Consider the following 22,664-nt stretch of genomic DNA (forward strand, 5'->3'; position numbering starts at 1 on the left):
AAAAGCGCCGCAAAAAACGCTCAAGGAAAAACGGGCTGAAAAGAAAGCCAAGCACAATTCCTGACCGTATCCTTCCGGTGTTCTCTCCCGGCCCGGGTAAATTTCCAGGCCGGGAGTTTTTTCATTATCACTCCCGGAAGTACAAAGTCTCCCCGGCCGTCAGTTCCAGCGGAACGTCCAGAAGGACGGCGCCACCGGCCGACCGGAACGGCAACGGCCGTTTGCCATGCTCCACCCGTTCCACTTTCAGCGGTATTTCGAATTGCCGAAGCGTCAATTTGCCGTAAAGCAGCGTCAACGCCGCCCGGCAATCCGCCAGTTCGAATTGCCCCCAGCCGCCGTCCAGCGCCCAGAAACAGCGGAATGTTTCACCGGGCTGCCGGCCGACCGGCTGAAAACCGATCCGGCCGACGGTCAAGTCGAACCGGAAACCGGCAAAGGCGTTCAACAGCGCATAACTGGCCATCGAGCGGGCATAGTTGCTGCCGCATTCGATCTCATTCCAGGGATTGCGCCTGACGCCATCGTAACGGTCGCGGACCGCTTTGACCAGCTCCACCCCTTCGGCCGTCATGCCGCGGAGGATCATATGGCAGGCGGCCTGGTATTCGAACCCGTGCATCGTTTCGGTCGCATACGGAATCGGTATCGCCGGAACATCGCCGCGCGGCCAGCTGCAGATCACCGTGCCGGCCTCGTCGTTCAAGCCGTAAACCCGCCAGAAATTCGTATGGTTGCGCAGGCTTTGCTGAAAGTTGTAGCGGTAGATGGAACGCAATGCCGATTTCACCCGTTCCGGGTCGAATACGTCGTCCAGACCGAGCAGTTCGGCATGCCACTGGGCCAATATCTGATCGATGCCGCAGCCGTTGCCGATCTGATATTTGATCTGGCAGGCTTCGGCATTCCAGTAATACTCCTCCGCGTCCGGAAAGGCGGCCAGCAGTTCCCGGTCGCCGCAATCGATCTTCTGGACGTAATATTCGCCGTTGAAAAGCTCCGTTTCGACCTGCCGCCGGCCTTTCGCACGGATGCGCCGGTACTCCGCCGCCGTCTCCGGCTCGCCGAGCGCCTCGGCCATCTTCGCCGCGGCATCCAGCGCCGCCAGATAAAAACCGGTCAGCCAGGCGTTCGGCCCGAACAACTCGACATCCAGCGTATGATGCTGCCGGCCGGTCAGGACGCCGCTCCGCGCCGGGTCCCATAATTCACTGCTCTGCGGATTCCAGGCGTATTCCAGCGCCCGTTTGACCGACGGGAACCAGCGGCGCAGCCAATCGGTATCGCCGGAAATTTTCCACTCCCGGTACATCTTGATTATACCGCCGAAGGTACCGTCCGCGCACGGACGGAAGGAAGACGGCTCCCGGCCGAGCGGCAACTGCAGCCGGAAGGCCAAACCGTCGTCCGGCTGGAAATTGTAGGTGTAATCCAACTCCCGCATCGACCGTTCCAGTGCCGGAAACAAAAACGGCAGCGCATAAGCATAATTCCAGACGTGGGTACAACTGCCCTCGCAACTGCCGACCAACCCGGAACAGCCTTCGAATGCGTAAAATTCGCCATTTTCCAGCCGCAGGCAGGTCGGGGTTTTCAAAATGGAAATGTTGGCGGAAACCGCTTCCAGCACCGGCGCCGGCAGGGTTGAAGCAAACAGCGCATCGTGAAACAGCGTCGTTTCCGCCAGCAGCCGGTCATAATTCGCCAGAAAATAACCGGCCACCGCGGCGGCGCTGTCGAATTTCGTCGCGTACCAGTTGCGCCAGCCGGGATACTGGCCGGCGTTCGGCTGCCAGGAGTTCCGGACATTCGGATAGTACCAGCTCAGCACGAAACGGATCCTCCCCTTCGTTTTCGCCGGCAACGCCAGCCGGCCGGCAACCGTACCGGTGTCGCCCCAGTTTTCGGCGGACGGCTCCGGATAATCACGCGCCGGCAAAGGACCGGGCCGGGCAAAGTCATTCCAGAACATATTGATCTCATCCATCCAGGCGCCGCGATACCAGTACCGCTGAATCGATCCGTCGCCGGCATCGGTCGCCACCGCCAGTTCGCCGTAAAGATCGCTGTCGGCCGGATGACGGCGCTGTTTCAGCACCAAACACCGGCCGGAAACCTCATGCCAACTGCAGTCGGCCGGATTGTGTACCGAAAGCGCCACGGTATAATCGATCGAACAGTCAGTCGGATTCTCGAATTCGACCTCAAAGGCGGCCGCCGGCAGCGACGAATCGAAATCGTTCGACGGAATGAACGGATTGAACGCCCTCAATTTGACCGCGCCCGGAAAGGCCGGCTCCTGAAACGTAATCGAAGCCAGCGGAAATTCGCCGTCGAAACAGGTATCGCGAAAATGCGGCATCCCCGGCAGCAATTGCCGGTTGGCGCCGAAACCGAAGCCGAAAAAGATGGAAGCCTCCGCCGGCTCCGGCATCCCGGTGTACGGCGGCGGCAGATCGCCGTTCAGCACCCGGGCGTCGATCAGCCGCCCGTCCGTTTCCGCCTTGACGGCAAAATGGCTGTAGCCGTTATGGCTCAATTTATTGGGATGATTGGCGATCTCCCAGTCGATCAGCCGCCCCGAACCGGACAGGCCGATGCTGCCGGCGCCGATGCCGCCGAGCGGAAAGGAAATCATGCTGCTCTGGTTGCTGGCATACTTCATTTTGAACAAACCCTTTTCTGATGGTTGAAATTTCGGTTCCGATAGGATAGAGTACTGGCGTTCAAAGAGATTGTCAAATGCAATAACAGCGACAAAACATATACATTCATGGGATTGCGCAAACACGACACCGCCACGGCGCTGGCCAATCAACTGCATTGCCGCATCGTCGAATTCGGAGAGGCCGATTTCGTCTGGCACGGCCGCAACCGTCACAGTTTCAACCGGCTGTTCCTGGTCACCGCCGGAAGCGGCCGCCTGAACAATCACACCGCCGGGCAGGTTCTGGTCATGCGGAGCGGCCGAATGATCTTCATGCCGCCGGGACTCGACCTCGAATTCGATTTTCCGGCCGGATTCCGCTTTTATTCACTCCATTTCCAGTTGGAATTGCTGCCGGGCATCGACCTGTTTGCCCGGCAGCGGCACTGTCTCGAGCTGCCGCTGTCGGCCGGGCGGCGGCAGCGCTGCCAGAGCATCGCCGCCGGAAGCGGCTGGCCGCAACTGCTGGAATTGAAACTGCTCGTCTTCGAACTGGCCGGCCAGCTCTGCCGTCGGTTGCCGCTCGACCTCGAAGGCGACCTGTCGATCCAGCGCACCTACGGCCCGCTGCTCGACTATCTGGCCCGCACGCTCTCCGCCCGCACCAGAATCGATGAGCTGGCCGCCGCCGCCGGCCGCAGCCGCGATCGGCTGAGCCGGGAATTCAGCCGTGATTTCCGCCTGCCGCTCAAGGAGTTTCTCGGCCGGGAACTCTGCCGGCGGGCGGAATTTGAACTGCTCTGCGGTTCCGGCAGCATCAAGGAACTGGCCGACCGGCTCGGCTTCAGCAGCGAATTCTATTTTTCCCGATTTTTCCGCCGTCGGACCGGTTTGTCGCCGCGCGAATTCCGCCGCCGCCACCGGCGCCCCATAACGTCCGGGCCGGTTTAGGCGCGCGTCGCCCCGCCGCCGGACTGGAACGCTTTGCGCCGTGCTTCCCGTTCCACCCGGGATCAGTTTTGAAAACGATCGAATTGAAAGGTTGCTTCAAGCACCCGCATAACGCCGTTTTCACTATTGGGCGGAGCTGAAAAATTGCATACGGCGGCAAGTCCGGGATGCGCGTTGGCCATCGCGTAGCTGTAATAGCTCTCCCGCATCATTTCCGTATCGTTCAGATAGTCCCCGAACGTCATGGTTTCCAGCGGCGTAATGTTGAGCCGCGCCTGGAGCCGCCGCAAAGCGGCACCTTTGTGAACGCCCCGGTTCATCAGGTCGAGCCAGTTCCGCCCGGAAAGCGCCATCTGGAAACCGGCACCGAAGGAGCGGCGCAGCGGCCAGAGGTTCTTCTCCGTACTCTCGGAATCGAACAGGGCAATTTTACAGATCCGGTCATTTTGCGCCGCGTCCAGAAGCGATTCCGTCCGGATGATCCGCTCGTAATAGTCGGCGGCGTGCGCTTCGCACTCCTCATTGCCGCCGGGCAGATAGGCGCAGTCCACTCCGCAGAGGACGGCGGCGGCGGTCGGAACAGTCCTGATCGCCGCGAGCGGCCGGGCCAGCCGGCCGAACGAAATCGCCTCGGAAAAGATGTTCCGGTCGCCGTCGAAGATGATTGCGCCATTTTCGCAGATGAAGAACAGCTTCTCCCGTATTCCGTAAAAAAGTTTGCGGATATTGTAATACTGCCGTCCGCTGGCAATGGCGAAACGGACGCCGCGGTCATAAAGCATTTCCACCGCCCGGTTGAAGTGCGGCGGAATCTGCTTTTCCCGGTCGAGCAGCGTGCCGTCGAGGTCGGTTGCAACGAGCTTGATCAAACGCTTCCCTCCATCGGGAAACGATCCCGGGGAATGGTCCGGTTGCCGGCCAGGATTTCCGGCTTGCAGTTCATGCTGTCCGCTTCCGTAATTTCCCGGATGACGCTGCAGGGGCACCCGGCGGCGAATGAATTCGCCGGAATGTCTTTGGTGACGACGCTTCCGGCACCGATCACGCAGTTGTCGCCGATGGTCACCCCCGGGCAGACCACCACGTTCGCGCCGAACCAGCAGTCATTGCCGATCCTCACCGGCCGGGCGTAACAGAGATGTTTCGGCTTGCCGTCCTGATCAAGCATGACCCGGCGTTCGTCGGGAAGCATCGGATGAAGCGGCGTAACGATGGTCAGGTTCGGCCCGAAATTGTTATCGTCGCCGATGGTGACCGGCGCATCATCCTGGATGGTCAAATTGTAATTGAAGAAGTTGCGCTTGCCGATCCGGGTGTGTTTGCCGTAATGAAAAAATACCGGCCCCTGCATGAAGCTGCCTTCGCCGAATGCGGCCAGGAGCTGCCGCGTCAATTCGCAACGGAGCTCCACCTCGTCCTCCGCGGTCCGGCTGTACCGGGCGCTGAGTTTATGGGAGCGCAGTTTGATCGCCTTGAGTTCAGGGTCGGCGGGACAAAAGAGTTCGCCGCGAAAAATCTTTTCTTCTTCTTTCATCGCTGTTTCCTTGATTGCTGCGGTTTCACTTTTCAAGCGGAAATTACGACTCGACCATGCCTATCGACAATCCGGTTCATCCGTTCCAGCATTACCGCCATCAGCGCCAGGATGACCAGCAGATAACACGGATACCAGACGATGCCCGCATATTGGGCGATAATACCGAAAACCGGCGGCACCACCGTCGTTCCGACATAGGCGCTCGCCATCTGAATTCCGATGATCGCCTGGGAATTGCAGGCGCCGAAGTTGGCGGGGGTCTCATGGATAATCGCCGGATAGACCGGAGCGCATCCCAGACCGACCAGCAACAGCCCGGCCAACGCGATTGCGGGAGCGGGAACCGGCAGAAGGATTGCCAGAACGCCGAGCAGAATCAGGCTCAGCCCGGCCCGGATCATATTCCGGTCGCCCACCCGGTCGGACACGAAGCCGCTCAGGAAACGGCCGACGGTAATGCCGAGGTAATAGAACGCCGCCCACCGCGCCGCAATTTCCTCCGCCACTCCGCGATTCAAAACCAGATAGGTACTCGCCCACAACCCGGCGGATTGTTCCAGCGCACAATAGCAGAAAAAGCCGATGAGAATTTCCCGGACGCCCGGTATGCGGAACGCGCCGCGGAGCCCCACCGGGACAGCGGCGTCCCTTTTTTCCTGAACGAGCTTTTTTTGCCTTGCCCAAAGCGGCAGACTGAGAAAGAGAAATGCCGTCAGGACAATCTGAATGATCGAAACCCAGCGGTATCCGGCCTGCCATCCGGCTCCGGACAGCAGACAGGAACTCATGATGAAGGGACTGAGCGTCACGCCGACGCCCCAGAAACAATGCAGCCAGTTCATGTGCCGCGAAGCATAATGCAACGCCACATAATTGTTGAGCGCGGCATCCACCCCGCCCGCGCCCAGGCCGTAGGGCACGGCCCACAAACACAGCATCCAGAATTTCCCGGAAACGGCGAATCCGAAGAGCGCGACGGCGGTCATCAGCACGCTGAACGCCGTCACCTTCCCCGCGCCGAAACGCCGGGTGGTGCAATCGGACAGCAAACTGGAAATAACAGTGCCACAGGAGATAATGAAAGTGATGATTCCGGCGAATGAAATCGGCACGTCCAGATCCCGGTACAGAACCGGCCAGGCCGAACCGAGCAACGAGTCGGGCAGTCCCAGACTGATGAAAGCCAGGTAGATGATCGCAAGCAGAAGAGAAGCCATTCAAAACCCCCGTTGATAAAAACTGTTTCTGGCCAAATTGAGAAGCCCGGCAAAATTGTCCGGCAAATAGTCGGGAATGATGCGCAATTCGGGAAGGAAATCGGGATGCGCCATCTTCCGGATTTTTTCCCGGAGCAACTCTTCCGAAGCCGGCAAATCGGGACTGGCGACCACAATCAGTGCCGGATCGAGCAAAGCGGTGACGGCACGCAGGACGGCCGGCAGCATCTCCGCAAGGCCGTGCGGAGCATTCATCGTATTCCACTGCTCCTCCCTGGTCTGATCCTGAATGTAAAGGATTTCCCCGGCGAAGCCGCGGGTCCCGTGCAGCAGATGCCCTTCGGCAATCAGTCCGCAGCCGGGAAGATTTTGCGGCGGAAAACCGATGTAAACCAAATCGCGGATATTCTCTTCCGGATGGCGGATCAGGTATCCCTCGGCAGCGAGATTGATATCATTTTCGATCAGAACCGGTATCCGGGTGTGTTCCTCAATCAATTTTTTGAGATCGAAGCCGTTCAATTCCTCGATATCGCCCCAGCAGGAAGTTTTCCCGTCAAGGACCACGCCGGGATAGGAAACGGCAATGGCGCCGACATGCGAAAAATCTTTGGCCGCATCGACGATGAACTCCAATAAAATATCCGGAGCAAGCACCGCCAAAAGGCCGGATTCCCGCCGAGCCACGACCTTTCCTGCAGCATCGGCAACCAGAATTTCCAGTTGCTTCCCCGTCGGAACATTTTTGATCCGGCACAGAAGCCAACTGACGAATCCGGCATTGTACCGGTAACGGCACGGCGGCCTGCCGCCCGCCGGCCGGCCCGGAGCGAGCGCTTCGACTTCAGCGGTCTGCAACATCTCCATGAGAATATTCCGGCAGGTAGCCGCACTCAAGCCGGTCGCCGCCGCCAGCGATTCCTTGGTGTGAACCGCGCCGGACAAAAGAAATTGCCGGATCAGGTTCGTATTGTTCCCGCGCACTTGGGAATTATTGATTTTTCGCATGCATACCACTTACATTAAGTATTAAAGTAAGTATTACTATAATAGGCCGCAAGAAAGATTCAAACGACGGGGAAAGAATTTTTGCATTCGCAATTTCCAACGGTGCCCGGAAAATCCGAAAACGGGAAACGCCGGTATTCCGGCGTTTCCCGAACTTCAGCTTTGCCCCCTGGCGGGGAGCGCCCGGCGGCGTCCGCCCGCCGGGTTACGTCCGGGTACGGCCCGGAACATTTTTTTTTCGATTCAGTTTTCTTCGAGGATTGCGGCGATCGCCCGGCGCACCTGCCGCACCTGCTGCGGATCGCGGGTGTACTCGGTGAACGAAGTCGTCACCTGCCGGCACAGTTCATCGGCTTCCGTCTTGCCGATTTTTTCCTGCAGCAAGGCCAGATAGTCGTAATCCTCCATACCGTCGCGGATATTTTCAAAAGCGATGCTGCCGATCGGACCGTCCTTGCCGTAGAGCAGAATTTTGCCGTCGCCATACAAGTCGTCGAAAATCTGTCCCGGCTTGCCGGTCCGTTTGCTCCACTTCTCATAAGGACCGTCCGCCGGATCGACCAGCTCCCTGGTTTCATCCAGGCAACCGCCCTGCCAATACTGATTCAACCCCCAATAGAGAAAGCCGTCCAGTTCCTGCTGATAGCTCTGCCAGCCGATCAGACGGCTTTCAATCAGCGGATATTCCAGCATGAAGTTGGCATACGGATAACCGGGCTGGAAGCTGATATAGCTCCATACCTGCAATTCCGGCGCCTCCGCCCGCACCTTGCGCGCTTTTTCCAGATCGTAATAGTCGAACATCACGCACAGCCAGTCGATCTCTAAATCGCGCATCGCCTCCGGCGTAATGTCGACCGCCGTCGAGGTGGTCAAAGTCGGAATGCCCGGATACATTTTCTTCAAGCCGCCGAACGCTTCCCGGACGGTATCCTTGCGCTCGCCGAGAAATTCGTCGAACCCGTAAAAATAGGCCCGGTCGGCCAGCGGCGAATCGTAGACTTTATCCAAATGCGCTTTCCAGCCGGCTGCTTTGGCCACCTCGGCCGCCGCATCATTGCCGCCCAGCGGCGGCGCCGCCGCGATCGTATTGATCCGTTCCTCCAGACCGCTCATCAGCCCCGGATCGACCGGCTCCCTGGCATAAAGCGAGAACGGCGAAATGCGGTGATCGGTGACGTATTCGATGTACTTCCGCTGGATTTCCGGGAAACGTTCCTCGCCGTAAACGCTTCTGATGTCGGCCCAGTCGATGTCGAACGACGTCTTCAGGGCCGGACGGTCCGGCAAAGTGAAATCCCAGACCCGCACCGTCAACGGAATTTCCACCGCCGCCGCGCCGGCCGGACGCAAAGTCACCGTCCCATGATAAAGGCCCGGCGCCGTCTCTTTCCCGGTCCGGACATTGAACCAGACGCCGAAGGTATTGTCATCCGGGATCAGCAGTTTTTCAACCGGCAGCAAACCGTCCGGCCACCAGCCGGGCTCGCCATAAGAGCTGGCGACATGCGGCGTCAATTTATCCAGTTTCAAATAACCCACCTGAAAAAACGACAACGCGTCGGCCGGCAATTCCGCCTTGCCGTCTTCCCGGCGCAACGGCGAAACTTCCACCGCCACCGGCCCGAGCTCGACTCCGGGCGCCCGCCGCAACGCCGCCTGGAAGCCCTCCGCCTCGTTGCGCGCCAATTCAACCGTCACGCCGTCGACAACGCCGTTGCCGCGGCCGGGCAGTTCCTGCGGCATGATCTTCTCCATCGAATCGGCCGTCCAGACCATATAGGGCCGGTAGCCGGCATCCTTCACCGCCGGGACCGTCACCGTCTGCCGAATCCGGCCGTCACCGTACTGCTCGCTGGCGGTGACTTCCACTGTCAACGGCCGGTCATTCGGCACGTCGAACAGTTGCTGGATACGCCGGCCGCGGCCGGAGGCCTCCGCCAGCGTCTTCGTCCCGTCCATGACGGCAACCCGGTAGTCGACCAGCCGGTTGGCGACCCCGTTGACCGTCACTCCGCGGTCCCCGAACACGCCGCCGTTGACCGCCAGCTGTTCCCCCGCAATCCCGCTGTCATCGACAAACGGCGTCAACGCCACATCATCGATGAAAATATCGCCGATGCCGCGGAACATGACTTTGACCGCCACATCGGTCACCGGCGCCGCGCCGCGCGGCAGCACGAACTCTTTTTTCTCCCAATTCCGGCCGGCATTCAATTTGAACTCTTCGCGACCGATCGAACCGTCGGAACGGAAAACCGTCACCCACAGCTCGGGATAGCCCTCGTTGTTATTTTCCACCCTGGCGTAAAGCGAAATTTTCAACATCCCGGTCAACGGCGGATCGAAATGCAGCTTCTGAATCGCTTCGTTGGTATCCGACCAATCGGCAAACCGCTCCGTCCGCGCCATCTTCAGGCAGTTCCCGTCGCCGTTCACACCGCCGGGAACAATCTCAAAACTCTTCAAGTCCGAACTCCAATCCTCCCGCCCGGCCTCGAAATTACCGTTGCGCATCAGATTGTCGTCCGCCGCCAAGCCGACCAGACTGCCGCCCATCAGCAAAACTCCCAATATGGTTCGATACAATTTCTTCATTGTCATTCCTCTTCGCGTCAGCTTGAAGTCAAGCTTGTTCTGTCTCCGGCAACGGCGGAACTTCCAGCGGACAACCGCCGCTGCGCAGCGATTCGGTGGCTTTACAGCCGACGGCAACCGCCATCCTGGCGCTCTCCATCGTCGCAGTCGGGGTACGGCATTCGCCGCGTACCAACTGTAAAAATTCTTCCATAATCGTCACATCGGCGCCGCCATGCGCACCGCCCGCCGGCGCCGGGTCGCCGCGAAAAACCTGATCGCCGATCATCCGGTAGTGGTCGTCGCAACGCCGGTTCCACAAAAAAATCGGATCGTCGGGACCGTCGCCGATGTTTTCCAGCCGTCCCTCGGTGCCGATCACCGTATAGTTGCGGCAGGCATCCGGCGTGAAGTGGCACTGCAGATAGGCCCCCATCACGCCGTCGCCGAGCTCCATCAGCACCATATTCTGATCTTCGACATCGATATTGGCGCTGAAGCCGCCGACCGCGGTCGGCGGATAGCGGTGATCGTTCTGGTTCCAGCCTTTCTGCTGCGCGGGTTCCCCTTCCCGCCGGCGCGGCTGCCGGTCATAGACCGACAGGCTGCCGAACGCCGTCACCTTTCTGGCATAACGGCCGCTCAGCCAATGGATGACATCCAGATCGTGCGCCCCCTTCTGCAGCAGCAAACCGGTGGTGTTGCGCCGCTCGCTGTGCCAGTCGCAGAAATAGGCGTCGCCGCCATAGGAGATGAAATGGCGGCACCAGACGGCCTTCACTTCCCCGATTGCGCCGGCATCGATCAACTGTTTCATTTTCCGGAAGATATTCATATACCGCATATTGTGGCCGACGAACAGCGGCACGCCGAGCCGGCGCGCCGCAACCAGCAGCCGGTCGCAGCCGGCGACCGTGATCGCCATCGGTTTTTCCAGATACACCGGTTTGCGCGCTTCCAGCGCCGCCAGCGCCTGCTCCTCGTGACAATAATCCGGCGAACTGACGATAACGGCATCCACCTCCGGAAATTTCAACAATTCCCGATAATCGCGGGTCAGCCGCACCCCGGCGCCATACCACTCTTTGTTCTGCTCCAGGGCGCTGTCTTTGACATCGCAGCAAGCAACCACCTCAACCTGCAGCGCCGGATTGTCCTGCGCCCATTTGGCAATCACCCCGCGGCCGCCGGAGCCGATCACCCCCAACCTGATTTTCTGTGCCATGAAAATTCCCGTCGTTTGACCATTTTCGCCGGCGGCCGGAAAAAACATACCGCATTTTTCCGGCCGCCGGCCGCTCTTCGTAAAGTATAACGCGTCGCTATACCTTATTCAAACCACCATTTTTCGTTTTCGTCGCCGCGGAAAATTTCCTCGTCGTTGTGCAACTGATCCCACTTGTAATATTTGGCGCTGCCGTCCAGATGCAGATAGTTGCCGCCGGTGTTGTGCCGTTTGGCGAAACCGGTCGCCGTCCCGTACCAGCTCGACCAATGGCTGTCCCACGGCATGAACGTCAGGGTTCCGGCATCATTGCCCAAATCATGCGAATCGCCGGCGCTGATCACCGTGGTGCTGGCGACATTTTCAATCGGCCGGCCGTCGGAATACTGCATGCTCAGCGCATAGGACAGATAACCGTTGTGCGCCGTCGCGCCGTTCCAGCTCATCGCCGGGCAGAGCAGATAGGCCGGCATGGTGTTGTCCCAGTAACGGATGTTGGCGGCGGCGTCGCTGTAACGCGGTCCGTCCATCGTATAAGGCGCGATGAAAGTCGGCCAGTAGACGCCGTCGGCATGGCCGTACAAGGTCGGCGCCATCCGGCTGTTGTTGTCGTTCCGGTACATGATCATTCCCAGCCCGATCGTCTTGACGTTGTTCAAGCATTTGATGCTCTGCGCCGACGCCTTCGCCTTGCCCAGAGCCGGCAGCAGCATGCTGGCAAGAATGGCGATGATCGCGATAACGACCAGCAATTCAATCAATGTAAAATTTTTTACCTGTTTCTTCATCTTCCCGATCCTTTCATAATATGGTTTTTGGGTCTACGTTTTTGATTCCCGCCATCGTCTCCGGTCAGGCCGATTCCCTTTTGACGATTTGAGGAATAATTTGAATCGTATCCGCATCGCGCCAGTCGCGCATGCCGGTATAATACTCCATGATCATTCTGGCCGTCTCATCGAACGACTGGTCGAAGGTCGTCAACTTCGGCGACAGACTGCGGCCGAAATCGAGATTGTCGAAGCCGATCAGCGCCACCTCCTCCGGAATCCGGCAGCCGTGATCCCGCAGGACGCTCATCATCTGCAAGGCCCAGTAATCGTTGCTGCAGACGATGCCGTCGCATTGCTGCCGGTTCACCAGTTCCTCCAGCGCCATTGCCGCCAGCTCTTCCTGCATCAGAGTTCCGCCGTGGACATTCAACTGCCGTTCCAGCGGAATTTCATCGAGCAGATCGCCGGCAGCCGGACGGGCGGCGGCAACACTCTGCGCCACTTCCCGCTCCAGCAAAATGCCGATGCGACGCCGCTGCCGTTCCGTCAAATAGCGGATCGCTTCCGTCACCGCACTGCGCCGGTTCAACGCAACATAGACAAACGGCGCCCCGGCAATCCGGGAAGACGGCATGTAAATGACGATATTCTTGAACTCCGCCTGATTGCGGGCGACGAGATTCAACTGTTCGCCGGGCAGATAGCAGAACAGGTGCCGGACGCCGGACGCCTGCAAATCCCACAGCCGCGGTTCGAAGTTATCCCCTTCCATCACCCTGCTCAACAACACCTTGAAGCCGTACAGCGAAGCATACTTCTCCAATCCCAGCAGCAGTTCCATGAATGACTGGGTAAGGCTCAGCGCTTCCGTGCCCGAATACATCAGTATGGCGATCGTCTTGCTGTCGATCCCCTTGAGCTGGCGGGCCGCCTGATTCGGCCGGAAATTCAACTGGCGGGCCAGCCGGCGAACCAGGTCGGCCGTCTCACTGCTGACCCGAATCCGGTCGCCGCCGGTCTCCAGCAATACTTTGCTGACCGTCGTCCGCGATACATTCGCCAGTTTCGCGATATCCATCAAACTGCATGTCTGTCGGGGCATTGTTCCATTCTCCTGATTGCACGTGTCATCGCCGTACAGAATCACTCGAAAACCGTTCTCTTTTTAATTTCACGTGTTATCATAATTGTAGTATAGCAAAAAAAAGATCAAAAGTCAATATCATTTCATGAAATTTCGCAAAAAAAATCCGCGTCCGGCTGGAAAATGAGAAAAGCGCCGGTCAAACCGGCGCTTTCAGCTCAATCGGCAACAGGCTTTCTCCGCTTCAAATATCCAGCTTGCGGCCGGACAATGCTTCGTAGGCTTCGCGGTATTTCGCCGCCGTCCTGGCAACCACCTCGGCCGGCAACTCCGGGCCGGGAGCCGTTTTATTCCAGTCGAGCGTCTCCAGATAGTCGCGGACAAACTGTTTGTCCAAGCTGACCGGGCTGGTGCCGATCCGATACTGGTCGGCCGGCCAGAATCGGCTGGAATCCGGCGTCAGCACCTCGTCGGCCAGGATGATTCCGCCGTCCAGCACGCCGAACTCGAACTTGGTATCGGCGACGATGATGCCGCGCTTCTCCGCATAATCCCGGGCGGTCTTGTACACTTTGAGCGACAGGTCCCGCAATTCCGCCGCCGGCTCCCGGCCGATCAGCTCCGCCACCCGGTCGAAAGAAATCGCCTCGTCGTGGGCACCGATTTCCGCCTTGGTCGACGGGGTGAACAGCGGTTCGTCGAGCTTTTCCGCCTGCCGGTAGCCGTCGCGCAGCCGGATGCCGGAAACCGTACCGTTCTTCTGGTAATCCTTCCAGCCGCTGCCGACCAGATAACCGCGAACGATGCACTCCACCGGCAGGATTTTCACTTTGCGGACGATCATCGAGCGCCCCTGCAAATCCCCGGCGTAGGCAGCCAGTTCGGAGCGAGTCGTGACATCGTCGGTGATCAGATGGTTGGGAACGTCTTTCAACAGCTCCAGCCAGAACTTGGAAAGCTGCGTCAGTACCTTGCCCTTGTTCGGAATCCCGTTGGGCAGAACGACGTCAAAGGCGCTGAGCCGATCGGTGGCGATAAACAGCAAACTGTCGCCCAAATCATAAATATCACGCACTTTGCCGCGGTTGATCAACGGCAGCGACGGGATGTTGCATTCCAGCAGCGCGCCATTTTCATCGTACAACATGACAGACGTTCCTCTCGTATGATAAAGAAAAAATTACGCGTTGATCGCCACAATCCGGACGCGGGTAAGCTCCTGCCGGTGACCGCGGGTCTTGCGATAGCCCTTGCGGCGTTTCATTTTGAACGCGACGACTTTTTTGCCGCGGAACTGGTCGACGATTTCCGCTTCGACCTGGGCGCCGCTCACCGTCGGGGTGCCGACGTTCAGCGCACCGTTTTCCTCGCCGACGGCCAATACCTCGGCGAAAGTCACTTTGCTGCCGGCTTCGCCGGTCAAACGTTCAATATCCAAACAGTCTTCGGCTTTCACTTTGTACTGTTTGCCGCCAGTCTTGATGATTGCGTACATGGTTGTCTCCTTCACAGATTATGTGTAAAATTCCGATATTGGCACAATGTTGAATTTATAATTTACAGCGAATCGACCGTTATGCAAATCCGCATCCGCGCCGGAAGGCGGTTTTTTACGAAAAAATTACGATTCCGCAACCCGGTCAGAACGACCGAGTTCCGGCAAACCCGGGCGGAGCGCCTCCTCCACTTCCCGGCTCGAAAGTTCCCGCCAGCATCCGGCCGGCAGCCCTCCCAGCGTCAGATGTCCGACACTCAACCGGGTCAGCCGGACGACTTTGCCGCCGGCGGCGGCAATCAGCCGGCGGATTTCCCGCTTGCGACCTTCGTTCAGCACCACCCGATAAACCGCCGGACCGACCGGTTCGAGGGAATGCGGCTGCAAAAATTCGCCGGCATCGACGATGCCGCCCCGCAACCGCCGCAGCGCCCGGTCCGGCAGCGGGCGGCCGGTGGCGACCTCATACACTTTCAGAATTTCAAACTTCGGATGAGCAACCCGGTAAATGAAGTCTCCGTCATCGGAAAACAGCAGCAGTCCGTCGCTCTCCTTGTCCAGCCGGCCGGCCGACACCAGCCGCACCCCCGGCAGCGCGATCAAATCCAGCGCCTTGCGCGCAGCGTGAATGTCCTCATTGGTGCAGACATAACCGCGCGGCTTGTTGAGCATGACGTAATGCCGGCGCCCCAGCGGCGCCACCACCCGGCCGTCCAGCCTGACTTCCGCCGCCGGCGGCACCGGATCGGCCGGATTGTCGACCGTTACGCCGTTGACCGCCACCCGGCCGGCCCGGACCAGTTCCGCCGCCCGCCGCCGCGAAGCGGCGCCGTTGACGCTCAAAAACTTGGCCAGATAAATTTTTTCGCCGGAATCGCTCATTGAATTGTTGTTTTTTCGGTGATCAAAGGTTATTATATTACGAAATTGAATAATATAAGCCAAACCGTTCGGTTTTACAATCCGGGATCGACATGAACAAACACGATGACGGCCGGCTATTTCTGGTCAGCACGCCGATCGGCAATCTCGAAGACATCACGCTGCGCGCTCTGAACGTGCTGCGCGAAGCGGACCTGATTGCCGCCGAAGACACCAGACATACGCGCCGGCTTCTGACGCATTTCGACATCCACAGCCGCCTGACCAGCTTTCACGCGTTCAATGAACACGGCAAATGCGACGCCCTGCTGGATGAAGTCGCGGCCGGCGCCAGGGTGGCGCTGGTTTCCGACGCCGGGACGCCGGGAATCGCCGATCCCGGCTTTCTGCTGGTGCGCGAGGCGCGAAAACGGAATGTGCCGGTGACGGTAGTGCCGGGGGTTTCGGCCTTGACCTTCGCCGCCGTCGCCTCCGGCTTGCCGATCGACCGGCTGGCGTTTTACGGTTTTCCGCCGGTCAAATCCGGACGGAGAAGAAAATTTTTCGAGCGGGTGGCCGCCGAAGACAAAACGGTGTTTCTCTATGAATCTCCGTTTCGCATTTCAAGCGCCCTGGCGGAAATCGTCGCCTGCGGCGGCGAGCGGCGGCTGATCGCCCTGGTCAGGGAAGCGACCAAATTGCACGAGGAGGTCATTTACGGTCCGGCCGGAGAGATCCAGGCCCGGACGGCGGAACGCAACTGGAAAGGCGAATTCGTCATCGGCGTCGCCGCAATCGACGCCGGCGACGAAGATTCGGTGGAATACTTGGGAGAAACAGATGGCAAATGACAGTTACCGGGACGCAGTGACAAGGCCGGACGACCGGGAAATCGACGGCGAACTGACTTATTTGAACCGTTGGCAGCAGCACACGCTGGAACTGCCGTCGGAACAGCAGTGGATCAAATTCGTCGCCCAGGAGAGCGGCTATTACCGCTTTGAATTCGAAAGCGACAAGCAGGCGCTGGATTGCGCGATTTACAACAACCGTATTCCGATCGCCAACGTGAGCGGCAGCCGCGGCGCCCAGGATGTCTTTTTGGCCGCCGGCTCGGTCTATTACCTGCAATTTTCCACTTCCGCCGCCGGCAGCGTGGATTATCTGGTCAAGGTCAACGTCAAACCGGACGCCTGGGACCCGGACGATGATTACCGCGCCGATGCGGTCCGGATCCAAGTCGGCCGGAACTACGAACATACGCTGGGCATCGGCGACAACAATGACTGGATGACTTTTACCGTCGCCGAGAGCGGCAATTACCTGCTGCAGACCGAAGGCGGCAATGTCGTGGTCATCCTGTATGAGGACGATAAGCAGATCGCGTTCACCATGGGCCCGAACGCGTCGCTCACCTTCGATGCCGTCCAGGGGGCCGCTTATTACCTGCAAATCTCCTCCGGAGCCAGCTACACGGCCTCTTACCGGCTGCAACTGGCCGACAACCCGGCGGTGAAGAGCTGGGAAAATTTACATCAATACAATTTTTACGGCGGCGGGACCGCAGCCGGGACCTCGGTGCATCTGGCCGTCAACAACGATTCGACAGAGAAACGGGTCAATTATTTCTACGGCGGCGGCTTCGGCATCGGCGCCGATGTCAACGGCTATGTCGATGTGACCATCGCCGGCGGCAGTTACTGGAAATTCTACGGCGGCGGCGCCGACAGCGACGTCACCGGCTCCATCCGGCTGCAACTGCAGTCCGGCGAGATTACCAACGTACTGTATGGCGGCGGCATCGGCAATGTCGGCGGCAGCATCGATTTGACCATCGAAGCGGCGGTGACGTTTGTCTCCAGCCATCTCTACGGCGGCACGCTGAACGGTTACACAAAAGACCTCAACAGTGCCAAAGGCGGTGATCCGGTCGTCAACGGATCCGGTTCCGTCTACCGCGTCGCCGGTGATATTACGATGAATTTGAACGGCATCTCACTGTCGGGGCTGGTGCACGGCGGCAATTACAACCTGGCGACCGACCCGGCGGCCGGTCACTCGGAAATCGGCGGCCGGGTCACCCTCAACCTCAACGGCGTCACCCACCACGGCCCCAACAATACCAACGCCTGGCTGTTCGGCGGCAGTTATGCCAACCAGGCCGGCGCCAGCGATCTCATCCGCGGCGGAGTTGTGCTCAACATCGCCAAAAGCAAACTTGATTACGTGCTGGCCGGCGGCCGCAGCGGTTACGGCGGCAAAACTGAAATCCAATCGGTGGACATCACCGTCAGCGGCAGCCGGATCGCCAGGAATCTCTACGGCGGCGGGTTCAGCAACAACGGTCAGGCCGACGTGCTCGGCAACGTTCACATCACCATCGATTCCAGCGCCAGCAGCAATTCGCTGCTGGGGTCGATCTTCCTGGCCGGTTACGCGGTCGGCGCCGGCAATACCGCCAACGTTTACGGCGACGCCACTCTGACTTTGATCAACAGCACCATTTTCAACGGCTATATCTATGGCGGCGGTCATGAAATTTCCGGCGGCCAAGCCCAGGTCAGCGGGGCGACCACGCTGGAAATGGCCAATTACCGGGGAACATTCAACGGCGTGATCATCGATTTCGACCGTCTGGTCCTCCGCGGCAACAGCCGGGTGGAGTTCGGCAAGGAACAGGCCGGCAATGGTTTTTCGGCATACTGCTTCGATCTTTCCGACCGCCAGATTTCCCAGAGTACCTGGGCAATGCTGACCCAGACCAACGGCATCGATTTTTCGCTGGCCGCCGCCGATACGCAGCGGAGCATCACCATCTCTTCCGCTGCGCTCGACGGCCGGAGCGCCGGCAGTTATTTCCTGGTGGATTCCGAATATTCACTGTTGAAAAAACTGACCGGCCAGACTTTCGAACTGAATTTTGAAGACGCGCTGGCTTCGCTGAAAGTCGACGGCGATGCCGTGGAGCTGGGCGGTTATCAGTGGGAACTGAAACTGGCCGACGGCGACTTGACGCTGTATTGGCGGAACTTCGCCGCGGCTCCGCTGGAAACGGCAGCCAATCTGGCGCCGTCGGAAGCCGACCTGATCGGCTGGAGCGAGTCGCGCAACCATCAAGGTTTTCTGGCCTGAACCAAATAAGGAACCAATCAGATGAAAAAAACCCTCTTCCCGTACGAAAAACCGCAATTGACCAGTTTCTCGCTGTCCGCCACCGTCCGGGGCAACGATGTACCGCCGGAGCCGGGCGAAGGCGGCGGCGGCAGCGGCGTGGAGCCCAACAGCATCGGCAAAATCTGGCTGCTTGACGAGAACGGCAATCCGGTCGACGAATTCGGCAACCCGATCCGTTATTGAACAAATTCAGCGTCCGGCCCGGCTATTCCGGCCGGACGGATGCCGAAAACCCGCCGGAACGCCCGGTGCAGCGCTTTGTCGCAATAGCGGTCATCGGCAGCCGGTTCCAACTCTTCGGCGGTATAATTGGAAGTGACCTGCAGCACTTCGATCCGTTGCGCTTCCTCGTCCAGAGCGAAGCGGATCCGCCAGGTCCGGCAGCCGATCTCCCACTGTCCCGCCGGCAAATGTTCGCACGACAACCGTTTTCGCCGCCGGTCCAGCGGCGAAAAGGCAAGCTGGACCCGGCAGAAGTTCGCCAGATCCGGTCCGCCGTGCTCCAACAGCCAGTCGGCGGTGCTCCGGAATCCGGCGGTCAATATCACGTCGTAACGCCGCCGGTCCGCCTCTTCCAGCCAGCCGCAGGCGGCCCCGGCAAAGGCATCGACGGCCGGAATATATGGCTTGATATCCAGAACCGGCGTCCCGTCCAGCAAATCGAAATTGCGGATGAACAACCGCCGGCCCTCCACTTTTTCCAACTCGACGGCGCTGATGCCGATCGGATTCGGCCGGTAAGGCGCCCGGGTGGCGAACACGCCGACTTTACGGCCCGGCGGCGCCACCGGCGGCTTGACCTTCGGCCTCCAGTTGCCGTTCAAATGAAACACATAGATCAGCCAGATCCGTTCAAAGCCGGCCAGATCGGCCAATGCCGCCTCGTAATTGCAATGCTCGTCCAATTCGACCCAGCCGCTTCCGGCGGCGAAAACGGCCTGACGCGGCGCTTCAAAGCGGTATTTCCGGTCACAATGCAGCACGCCGACCGGCCGGAACGTGAACGAACCGGCCAACTTACAACTCCCGCCATTCGGTCAGCCGATCGGCGCCGGACGGACCGGACGAACCGGCCGGATAAAGCTCCAGCGGACAACATTCCGGATTCCGCCAGGCTTCCAGAACCGGCGTGAACAACCTCCAACTGGCGGCAATGATGTCGCTGCGGATGAACAAAGTCTGGTCGCCGAGCATCGCGTCGAGCAACAACCGTTCATACGCTTCGAAGCTTTCCCCGCCGGCCAGTTCGGCATAATTGAAGTGCATCATCAAACCGCCCATGCACAATTTCGGACCGGGTTGTTTGGCCTGGATGGTCAGCGACATGCCCTCTTCCGGCTGCACGCTCAAAACCAGCGTATCCGGCGTCATGTCCTGCGCCCGGATCGGCTGGAAAATCGAATGCGGAACCGCTTTGAAGGTGATGGCGATTTCGCTGAGACGCCGTTTCAGCCGTTTGCCGGAACGCAGGAAAAACGGCACGCCGCGCCAACGCCAGTTGTCGATCAGCAACTTGGCCGCCACGAACGTTTCGGTCGTCGAGCCGGCCGCGACCCCCTCCTCCTGGCGGTAACCGGCCAAGTCGCCGGCCGCGGCATACTGCCCCCGCACCAGTACCGTTTCCAGATTCTTCTGCGGAAACGGCCGGATCGCCCGGATCAGTTTCAATTTTTCATCGCGAATCGCATCCGCCGAGAACTCCCCGGGCATCTCCATCGCCACCATCGACAGCATTTCCAGCATGTGATTCTGGAACATGTCGCGCAGCAGGCCGGCCGATTCGAAATAACCGGCCCGGCGGCCGATGCCGATCTCCTCGGCGGCAGTGATCTCCACTTTGGCGATGTAATGCTGGTTCCAGATCGGTTCGAAAATGATGTTGGCAAACCGCAGCATCAGGATATTCTGCACCGTCTCCTTGCCGAGATAATGGTCGATCCGGTAAATCTGCCGCTCTTTCAAATAGCGGTGCAGTTCCAAATCCAATTCCTGCGCCGAAGCGGTATCCCGGCCGAACGGCTTCTCCATGACGACATGGCGCCACGGCGTCCCCTCGAAATCCTCTTTCAGCAGACCGGCGGCCGACAGCTGCGGCACGATCGTCAGATAAAGGCTCGACGGCGTCGCCAGATAAAAGGTGTAATTCAGCGGCATCGCCGCATCCAGCTTGCCGAGTTCCTCCAGCTTCGCCCCCAGTTGCCGATACGACTCCGGATCACCGTAATCGCCGCGCAGGTAATGAATCCGCTGCAGGAATGCCTCCAATTGTTCCGGCTCCGCCGGCGGCAACACGCCGCGCAGCAGTTCACGGAACGAGGCCGTGTCGTAATCGTGCCGGGCGCAGCCGACAATGTGGGAATCCCCATGCAGCAGCTCGCGGCGAAACAAATTGTAAATCGCCGGCAGCAGCTTCCGCCTGGCCAGATCGCCGGAAGCACCGAAAATCACCAGGATATCCGGCGTCGGGCTGACCTCCAGACAGAAATTGCCACGCCAGTAATTGCCGTTTTCCATAACCTCACACTCTCCTCAAAAAATTTGACCGGACTGCAACACGGGAACAAAACGGCCGGTATTTCGCTTGAAATACCGGCCGCTTCGTTCCGGACTCAATGCTTGGCCAGATAGTCGGCGATACCCCGGGCATCGGCCACGACGCCGTCTTCGCCCTGCTGCCAGTTGGCCGGACAGACATCGCCGTGCTCTTCAAAGAACCGCAGGGCTTCCACCATCCGCAGCGCCTCGCCGATATTGCGGCCCAGCGGCAGATCGTTGACCACCTGATGACGGATCACCCCGCCCTTGTCGATCAGGAACAACCCGCGCAGCGCGACCGAATCATCGAGCAGCACGTCATAATCCCGGGAAATCTTTTTGCTGATGTCGCCGACGATCGGATATTTGACATTGCCGATACCGCCCTCTTTCGGCTCCATCGACTTCCAGGCGAAGTGCGAATAAACCGAATCCACCGATACGGCAATCACTTCGGCATTCAATTTTTTAAACGCTTCGAACTGCCGGTCGAAGGCAATCAGTTCAGTCGGACAGACAAAAGTGAAGTCCATCGGATAGAAAAACAACACGACGTATTTGCCGCGATAATCGCTCAGACTGATTTTCGCAAACGTATTGTCCGGCATAACCGCATCCGCCGTGAAATCCGGCGCCAGTTTCGTCACCATAGCCATGATAACATCCTCCCCAGAATTTAAGTTATCGATTCTTCGTTATAAAACAATAAACGCAAATTTACAATTTTTCAAATCGATAATGATTATTATTTTTTAATCTTTATCCAACTCCAACATCAGATTCTCATATAACTGGACCAGGTTCAGATCCGCCGTCTTGCCGGAATTCAAAGTCGTCCGGCGCAATTCGCGGGCCAGATCGCGCCGCCCCAAGTCGCGGAACAGTTCCGCGCCGTGCCGGAGCGCCAGCGCCAACTCCAACCGGGCTGAAGGCCGGGCCGCCGACAACGCCGGATCGTCATTTTCCAAAGCGGTTTTCAGCAGTTGAGCCGCCTGGGCCGACGCCGTGCCGACAATTTCCGGAAATTTCCGTTTGAACTGATCCCGATACTGCCCGGCCGCCAGCAGGTAACTGGCCGCCGTGCCCGGCAACAGCTTCAACTCGCCTTCCGCCACATAGCCGTCCAGCGTCCCCTGATAATGCTCCGCCACGCCCTGCCCGGTCGCCTGCGTCGCAAACCAGACCAGATAGGCCTCCGCCGGCGCCTGGACGACGCCGCGCAATTCTTCGTATTCATCGGCGGCTTCCAGCAACGCATAAACCGTCAGATTGGCGACATCCGGGATGACGGCAACTTCGTTTCCGGTCGTGGTCATCCGCAACGCGCCGTCCGGCATCTGATGGCGGACAATCGCCGCAACCAACTCCTTCACCCGGGCCGGAGCCGGATCATCATCGGCCCGGCAGCCTGCCCACAGACAACATAACAGCAACAACACCCAAGTCCATTTTTTCATTTTTTCACTCCTCAATAAAAAAGTTGAAAATCGGTTGCTACATTCATTATAATGTAAAAAGAGCCGTTTTGCAAGAAAAAACCGGTAAAATGTTCACGCCCGGACGGCCGGAGAAGAAAAACG

General features: G+C 59.0%; 20 protein-coding genes. 4 read left to right on the forward strand and 16 right to left on the reverse strand.

The window, feature by feature from the left end; translation table 11 throughout:
* Nucleotides 1–127: 127 nt before the first annotated feature.
* The gene (locus HWX74_RS01855) at nt 128–2,665 is read right to left on the reverse strand and encodes a GH116 family glycosyl-hydrolase (RefSeq protein ID WP_176011913.1); all 2,538 of its coding nucleotides are present in this window, start codon (nt 2,663–2,665) and stop codon (nt 128–130) included.
* Between the two features lie 108 nt (nt 2,666–2,773).
* On the opposite strand from HWX74_RS01855, the gene HWX74_RS01860 reads away from it, so the two are divergent.
* A complete protein-coding gene (locus HWX74_RS01860) occupies nt 2,774–3,598 on the forward strand; it encodes an AraC family transcriptional regulator (protein WP_176011914.1) in 825 nt (274 codons plus the stop codon).
* Nucleotides 3,599–3,660: 62 nt separating this feature from the next.
* On the opposite strand, the gene HWX74_RS01865 is transcribed toward HWX74_RS01860, so the two are convergent.
* The 11 genes from HWX74_RS01865 to HWX74_RS01915 form a co-directional block, all read right to left on the reverse strand.
* Nucleotides 3,661–4,467 (reverse strand): HAD family hydrolase, encoded by an 807-nt coding sequence (locus HWX74_RS01865; protein ID WP_176011915.1) that lies wholly within the window; start codon nt 4,465–4,467, stop codon nt 3,661–3,663.
* Nucleotides 4,464–5,132, reverse strand: a complete 669-nt coding sequence (locus tag HWX74_RS01870) for a sugar O-acetyltransferase (RefSeq protein WP_176011916.1) — start codon at nt 5,130–5,132, stop codon at nt 4,464–4,466. The genes HWX74_RS01865 and HWX74_RS01870 overlap by 4 nt, the downstream gene beginning before the upstream one ends.
* Before the next feature lie 32 nt (nt 5,133–5,164).
* Nucleotides 5,165–6,352, reverse strand: coding sequence for a sugar MFS transporter (locus HWX74_RS01875; protein ID WP_176011917.1), 1,188 nt, complete (start codon nt 6,350–6,352; stop codon nt 5,165–5,167).
* The gene (locus HWX74_RS01880) at nt 6,353–7,360 is read right to left on the reverse strand and encodes an ROK family protein (protein WP_176011918.1); all 1,008 of its coding nucleotides are present in this window, start codon (nt 7,358–7,360) and stop codon (nt 6,353–6,355) included. It lies immediately after the preceding gene.
* A 243-nt stretch (nt 7,361–7,603) separates the two neighbouring features.
* Complete coding sequence (locus tag HWX74_RS01885; RefSeq protein ID WP_176011919.1) at nt 7,604–9,958, reverse strand: glycoside hydrolase domain-containing protein; 2,355 nt, start codon at nt 9,956–9,958, stop codon at nt 7,604–7,606.
* Between the two features lie 28 nt (nt 9,959–9,986).
* Complete coding sequence (locus HWX74_RS01890; RefSeq protein WP_176011920.1) at nt 9,987–11,162, reverse strand: Gfo/Idh/MocA family protein; 1,176 nt, start codon at nt 11,160–11,162, stop codon at nt 9,987–9,989.
* A 104-nt stretch (nt 11,163–11,266) separates the two neighbouring features.
* On the reverse strand, nt 11,267–11,950 hold the full coding sequence (locus HWX74_RS01895) for a type II secretion system protein (protein WP_176011921.1): 684 nt from the start codon (nt 11,948–11,950) through the stop codon (nt 11,267–11,269).
* A 64-nt stretch (nt 11,951–12,014) separates the two neighbouring features.
* Nucleotides 12,015–13,037, reverse strand: coding sequence for a LacI family DNA-binding transcriptional regulator (locus tag HWX74_RS01900; protein WP_176011922.1), 1,023 nt, complete (start codon nt 13,035–13,037; stop codon nt 12,015–12,017).
* 226 nt (nt 13,038–13,263) lie between these two features.
* On the reverse strand, nt 13,264–14,166 hold the full coding sequence (locus tag HWX74_RS01905; protein ID WP_176011923.1) for a phosphoribosylaminoimidazolesuccinocarboxamide synthase: 903 nt from the start codon (nt 14,164–14,166) through the stop codon (nt 13,264–13,266).
* A gap of 33 nt (nt 14,167–14,199) precedes the next feature.
* A complete protein-coding gene (gene rplU, locus HWX74_RS01910; RefSeq protein ID WP_176011924.1) occupies nt 14,200–14,514 on the reverse strand; it encodes a 50S ribosomal protein L21 in 315 nt (104 codons plus the stop codon).
* A gap of 126 nt (nt 14,515–14,640) precedes the next feature.
* Entirely contained in the window at nt 14,641–15,396 is a 756-nt protein-coding gene (locus HWX74_RS01915) for a pseudouridine synthase (protein WP_176011925.1), read from the reverse strand.
* 92 nt (nt 15,397–15,488) lie between these two features.
* Between HWX74_RS01915 and rsmI the strand changes: the two genes are divergently transcribed.
* From rsmI to HWX74_RS01930, 3 genes are read left to right on the forward strand one after another with little or no spacing between them, the layout of a single operon-like run.
* The gene (rsmI, locus tag HWX74_RS01920; RefSeq protein ID WP_176011926.1) at nt 15,489–16,226 is read left to right on the forward strand and encodes a 16S rRNA (cytidine(1402)-2'-O)-methyltransferase; all 738 of its coding nucleotides are present in this window, start codon (nt 15,489–15,491) and stop codon (nt 16,224–16,226) included.
* Nucleotides 16,216–18,507 (forward strand): hypothetical protein, encoded by a 2,292-nt coding sequence (locus HWX74_RS01925; RefSeq protein ID WP_176011927.1) that lies wholly within the window; start codon nt 16,216–16,218, stop codon nt 18,505–18,507. The genes rsmI and HWX74_RS01925 overlap by 11 nt, the downstream gene beginning before the upstream one ends.
* 21 nt (nt 18,508–18,528) lie before the next feature.
* Nucleotides 18,529–18,732: a hypothetical protein gene (locus HWX74_RS01930; protein ID WP_176011928.1), complete on the forward strand. Its 204-nt coding sequence runs from the start codon at nt 18,529–18,531 to the stop codon at nt 18,730–18,732.
* Here HWX74_RS01930 and tsaA read toward each other — a convergent pair.
* The 4 genes from tsaA to HWX74_RS01950 all read right to left on the reverse strand — a co-directional run bounded on the left by tsaA (nt 18,726) and on the right by HWX74_RS01950 (nt 22,541).
* The gene (gene tsaA / locus HWX74_RS01935) at nt 18,726–19,565 is read right to left on the reverse strand and encodes a tRNA (N6-threonylcarbamoyladenosine(37)-N6)-methyltransferase TrmO (protein WP_176011929.1); all 840 of its coding nucleotides are present in this window, start codon (nt 19,563–19,565) and stop codon (nt 18,726–18,728) included. The genes HWX74_RS01930 and tsaA overlap by 7 nt on opposite strands.
* Before the next feature lies 1 nt (nt 19,566).
* Nucleotides 19,567–21,063 (reverse strand): glucose-6-phosphate dehydrogenase, encoded by a 1,497-nt coding sequence (gene zwf / locus HWX74_RS01940; protein ID WP_176011930.1) that lies wholly within the window; start codon nt 21,061–21,063, stop codon nt 19,567–19,569.
* 95 nt (nt 21,064–21,158) lie between these two features.
* Complete coding sequence (locus HWX74_RS01945; protein ID WP_176011931.1) at nt 21,159–21,740, reverse strand: peroxiredoxin; 582 nt, start codon at nt 21,738–21,740, stop codon at nt 21,159–21,161.
* A 96-nt stretch (nt 21,741–21,836) separates the two neighbouring features.
* Nucleotides 21,837–22,541: a hypothetical protein gene (locus HWX74_RS01950; protein WP_176011932.1), complete on the reverse strand. Its 705-nt coding sequence runs from the start codon at nt 22,539–22,541 to the stop codon at nt 21,837–21,839.
* Nucleotides 22,542–22,664 lie beyond the last annotated feature (123 nt).

The organism is Victivallis sp. Marseille-Q1083, assembly GCF_903645315.1.
Taxonomy (GTDB): domain Bacteria; phylum Verrucomicrobiota; class Lentisphaeria; order Victivallales; family Victivallaceae; genus UMGS1518.

Bases quoted from the DNA above. Each gene is read 5' to 3' on its own strand.
- HWX74_RS01900 (WP_176011922.1), bottom strand. From the start codon at position 13,037: ATGCCCCGACAGACATGCAGTTTGATGGATATCGCGAAACTGGCGAAT.
- HWX74_RS01855 (WP_176011913.1), bottom strand. From the start codon at position 2,665: ATGAAGTATGCCAGCAACCAGAGCAGCATGATTTCCTTTCCGCTCGGC.
- HWX74_RS01890 (WP_176011920.1), bottom strand. From the start codon at position 11,162: ATGGCACAGAAAATCAGGTTGGGGGTGATCGGCTCCGGCGGCCGCGGG.
- zwf (WP_176011930.1), bottom strand. From the start codon at position 21,063: ATGGAAAACGGCAATTACTGGCGTGGCAATTTCTGTCTGGAGGTCAGC.
- HWX74_RS01915 (WP_176011925.1), bottom strand. From the start codon at position 15,396: ATGAGCGATTCCGGCGAAAAAATTTATCTGGCCAAGTTTTTGAGCGTC.
- HWX74_RS01870 (WP_176011916.1), bottom strand. From the start codon at position 5,132: ATGAAAGAAGAAGAAAAGATTTTTCGCGGCGAACTCTTTTGTCCCGCC.
- rplU (WP_176011924.1), bottom strand. From the start codon at position 14,514: ATGTACGCAATCATCAAGACTGGCGGCAAACAGTACAAAGTGAAAGCC.
- rsmI (WP_176011926.1), top strand. From the start codon at position 15,489: ATGAACAAACACGATGACGGCCGGCTATTTCTGGTCAGCACGCCGATC.
- HWX74_RS01945 (WP_176011931.1), bottom strand. From the start codon at position 21,740: ATGGCTATGGTGACGAAACTGGCGCCGGATTTCACGGCGGATGCGGTT.
- HWX74_RS01885 (WP_176011919.1), bottom strand. From the start codon at position 9,958: ATGAAGAAATTGTATCGAACCATATTGGGAGTTTTGCTGATGGGCGGC.
- HWX74_RS01860 (WP_176011914.1), top strand. From the start codon at position 2,774: ATGGGATTGCGCAAACACGACACCGCCACGGCGCTGGCCAATCAACTG.
- HWX74_RS01880 (WP_176011918.1), bottom strand. From the start codon at position 7,360: ATGCGAAAAATCAATAATTCCCAAGTGCGCGGGAACAATACGAACCTG.
- HWX74_RS01950 (WP_176011932.1), bottom strand. From the start codon at position 22,541: ATGAAAAAATGGACTTGGGTGTTGTTGCTGTTATGTTGTCTGTGGGCA.
- HWX74_RS01875 (WP_176011917.1), bottom strand. From the start codon at position 6,352: ATGGCTTCTCTTCTGCTTGCGATCATCTACCTGGCTTTCATCAGTCTG.
- HWX74_RS01925 (WP_176011927.1), top strand. From the start codon at position 16,216: ATGGCAAATGACAGTTACCGGGACGCAGTGACAAGGCCGGACGACCGG.
- HWX74_RS01895 (WP_176011921.1), bottom strand. From the start codon at position 11,950: ATGAAGAAACAGGTAAAAAATTTTACATTGATTGAATTGCTGGTCGTT.
- HWX74_RS01905 (WP_176011923.1), bottom strand. From the start codon at position 14,166: ATGTTGTACGATGAAAATGGCGCGCTGCTGGAATGCAACATCCCGTCG.
- HWX74_RS01930 (WP_176011928.1), top strand. From the start codon at position 18,529: ATGAAAAAAACCCTCTTCCCGTACGAAAAACCGCAATTGACCAGTTTC.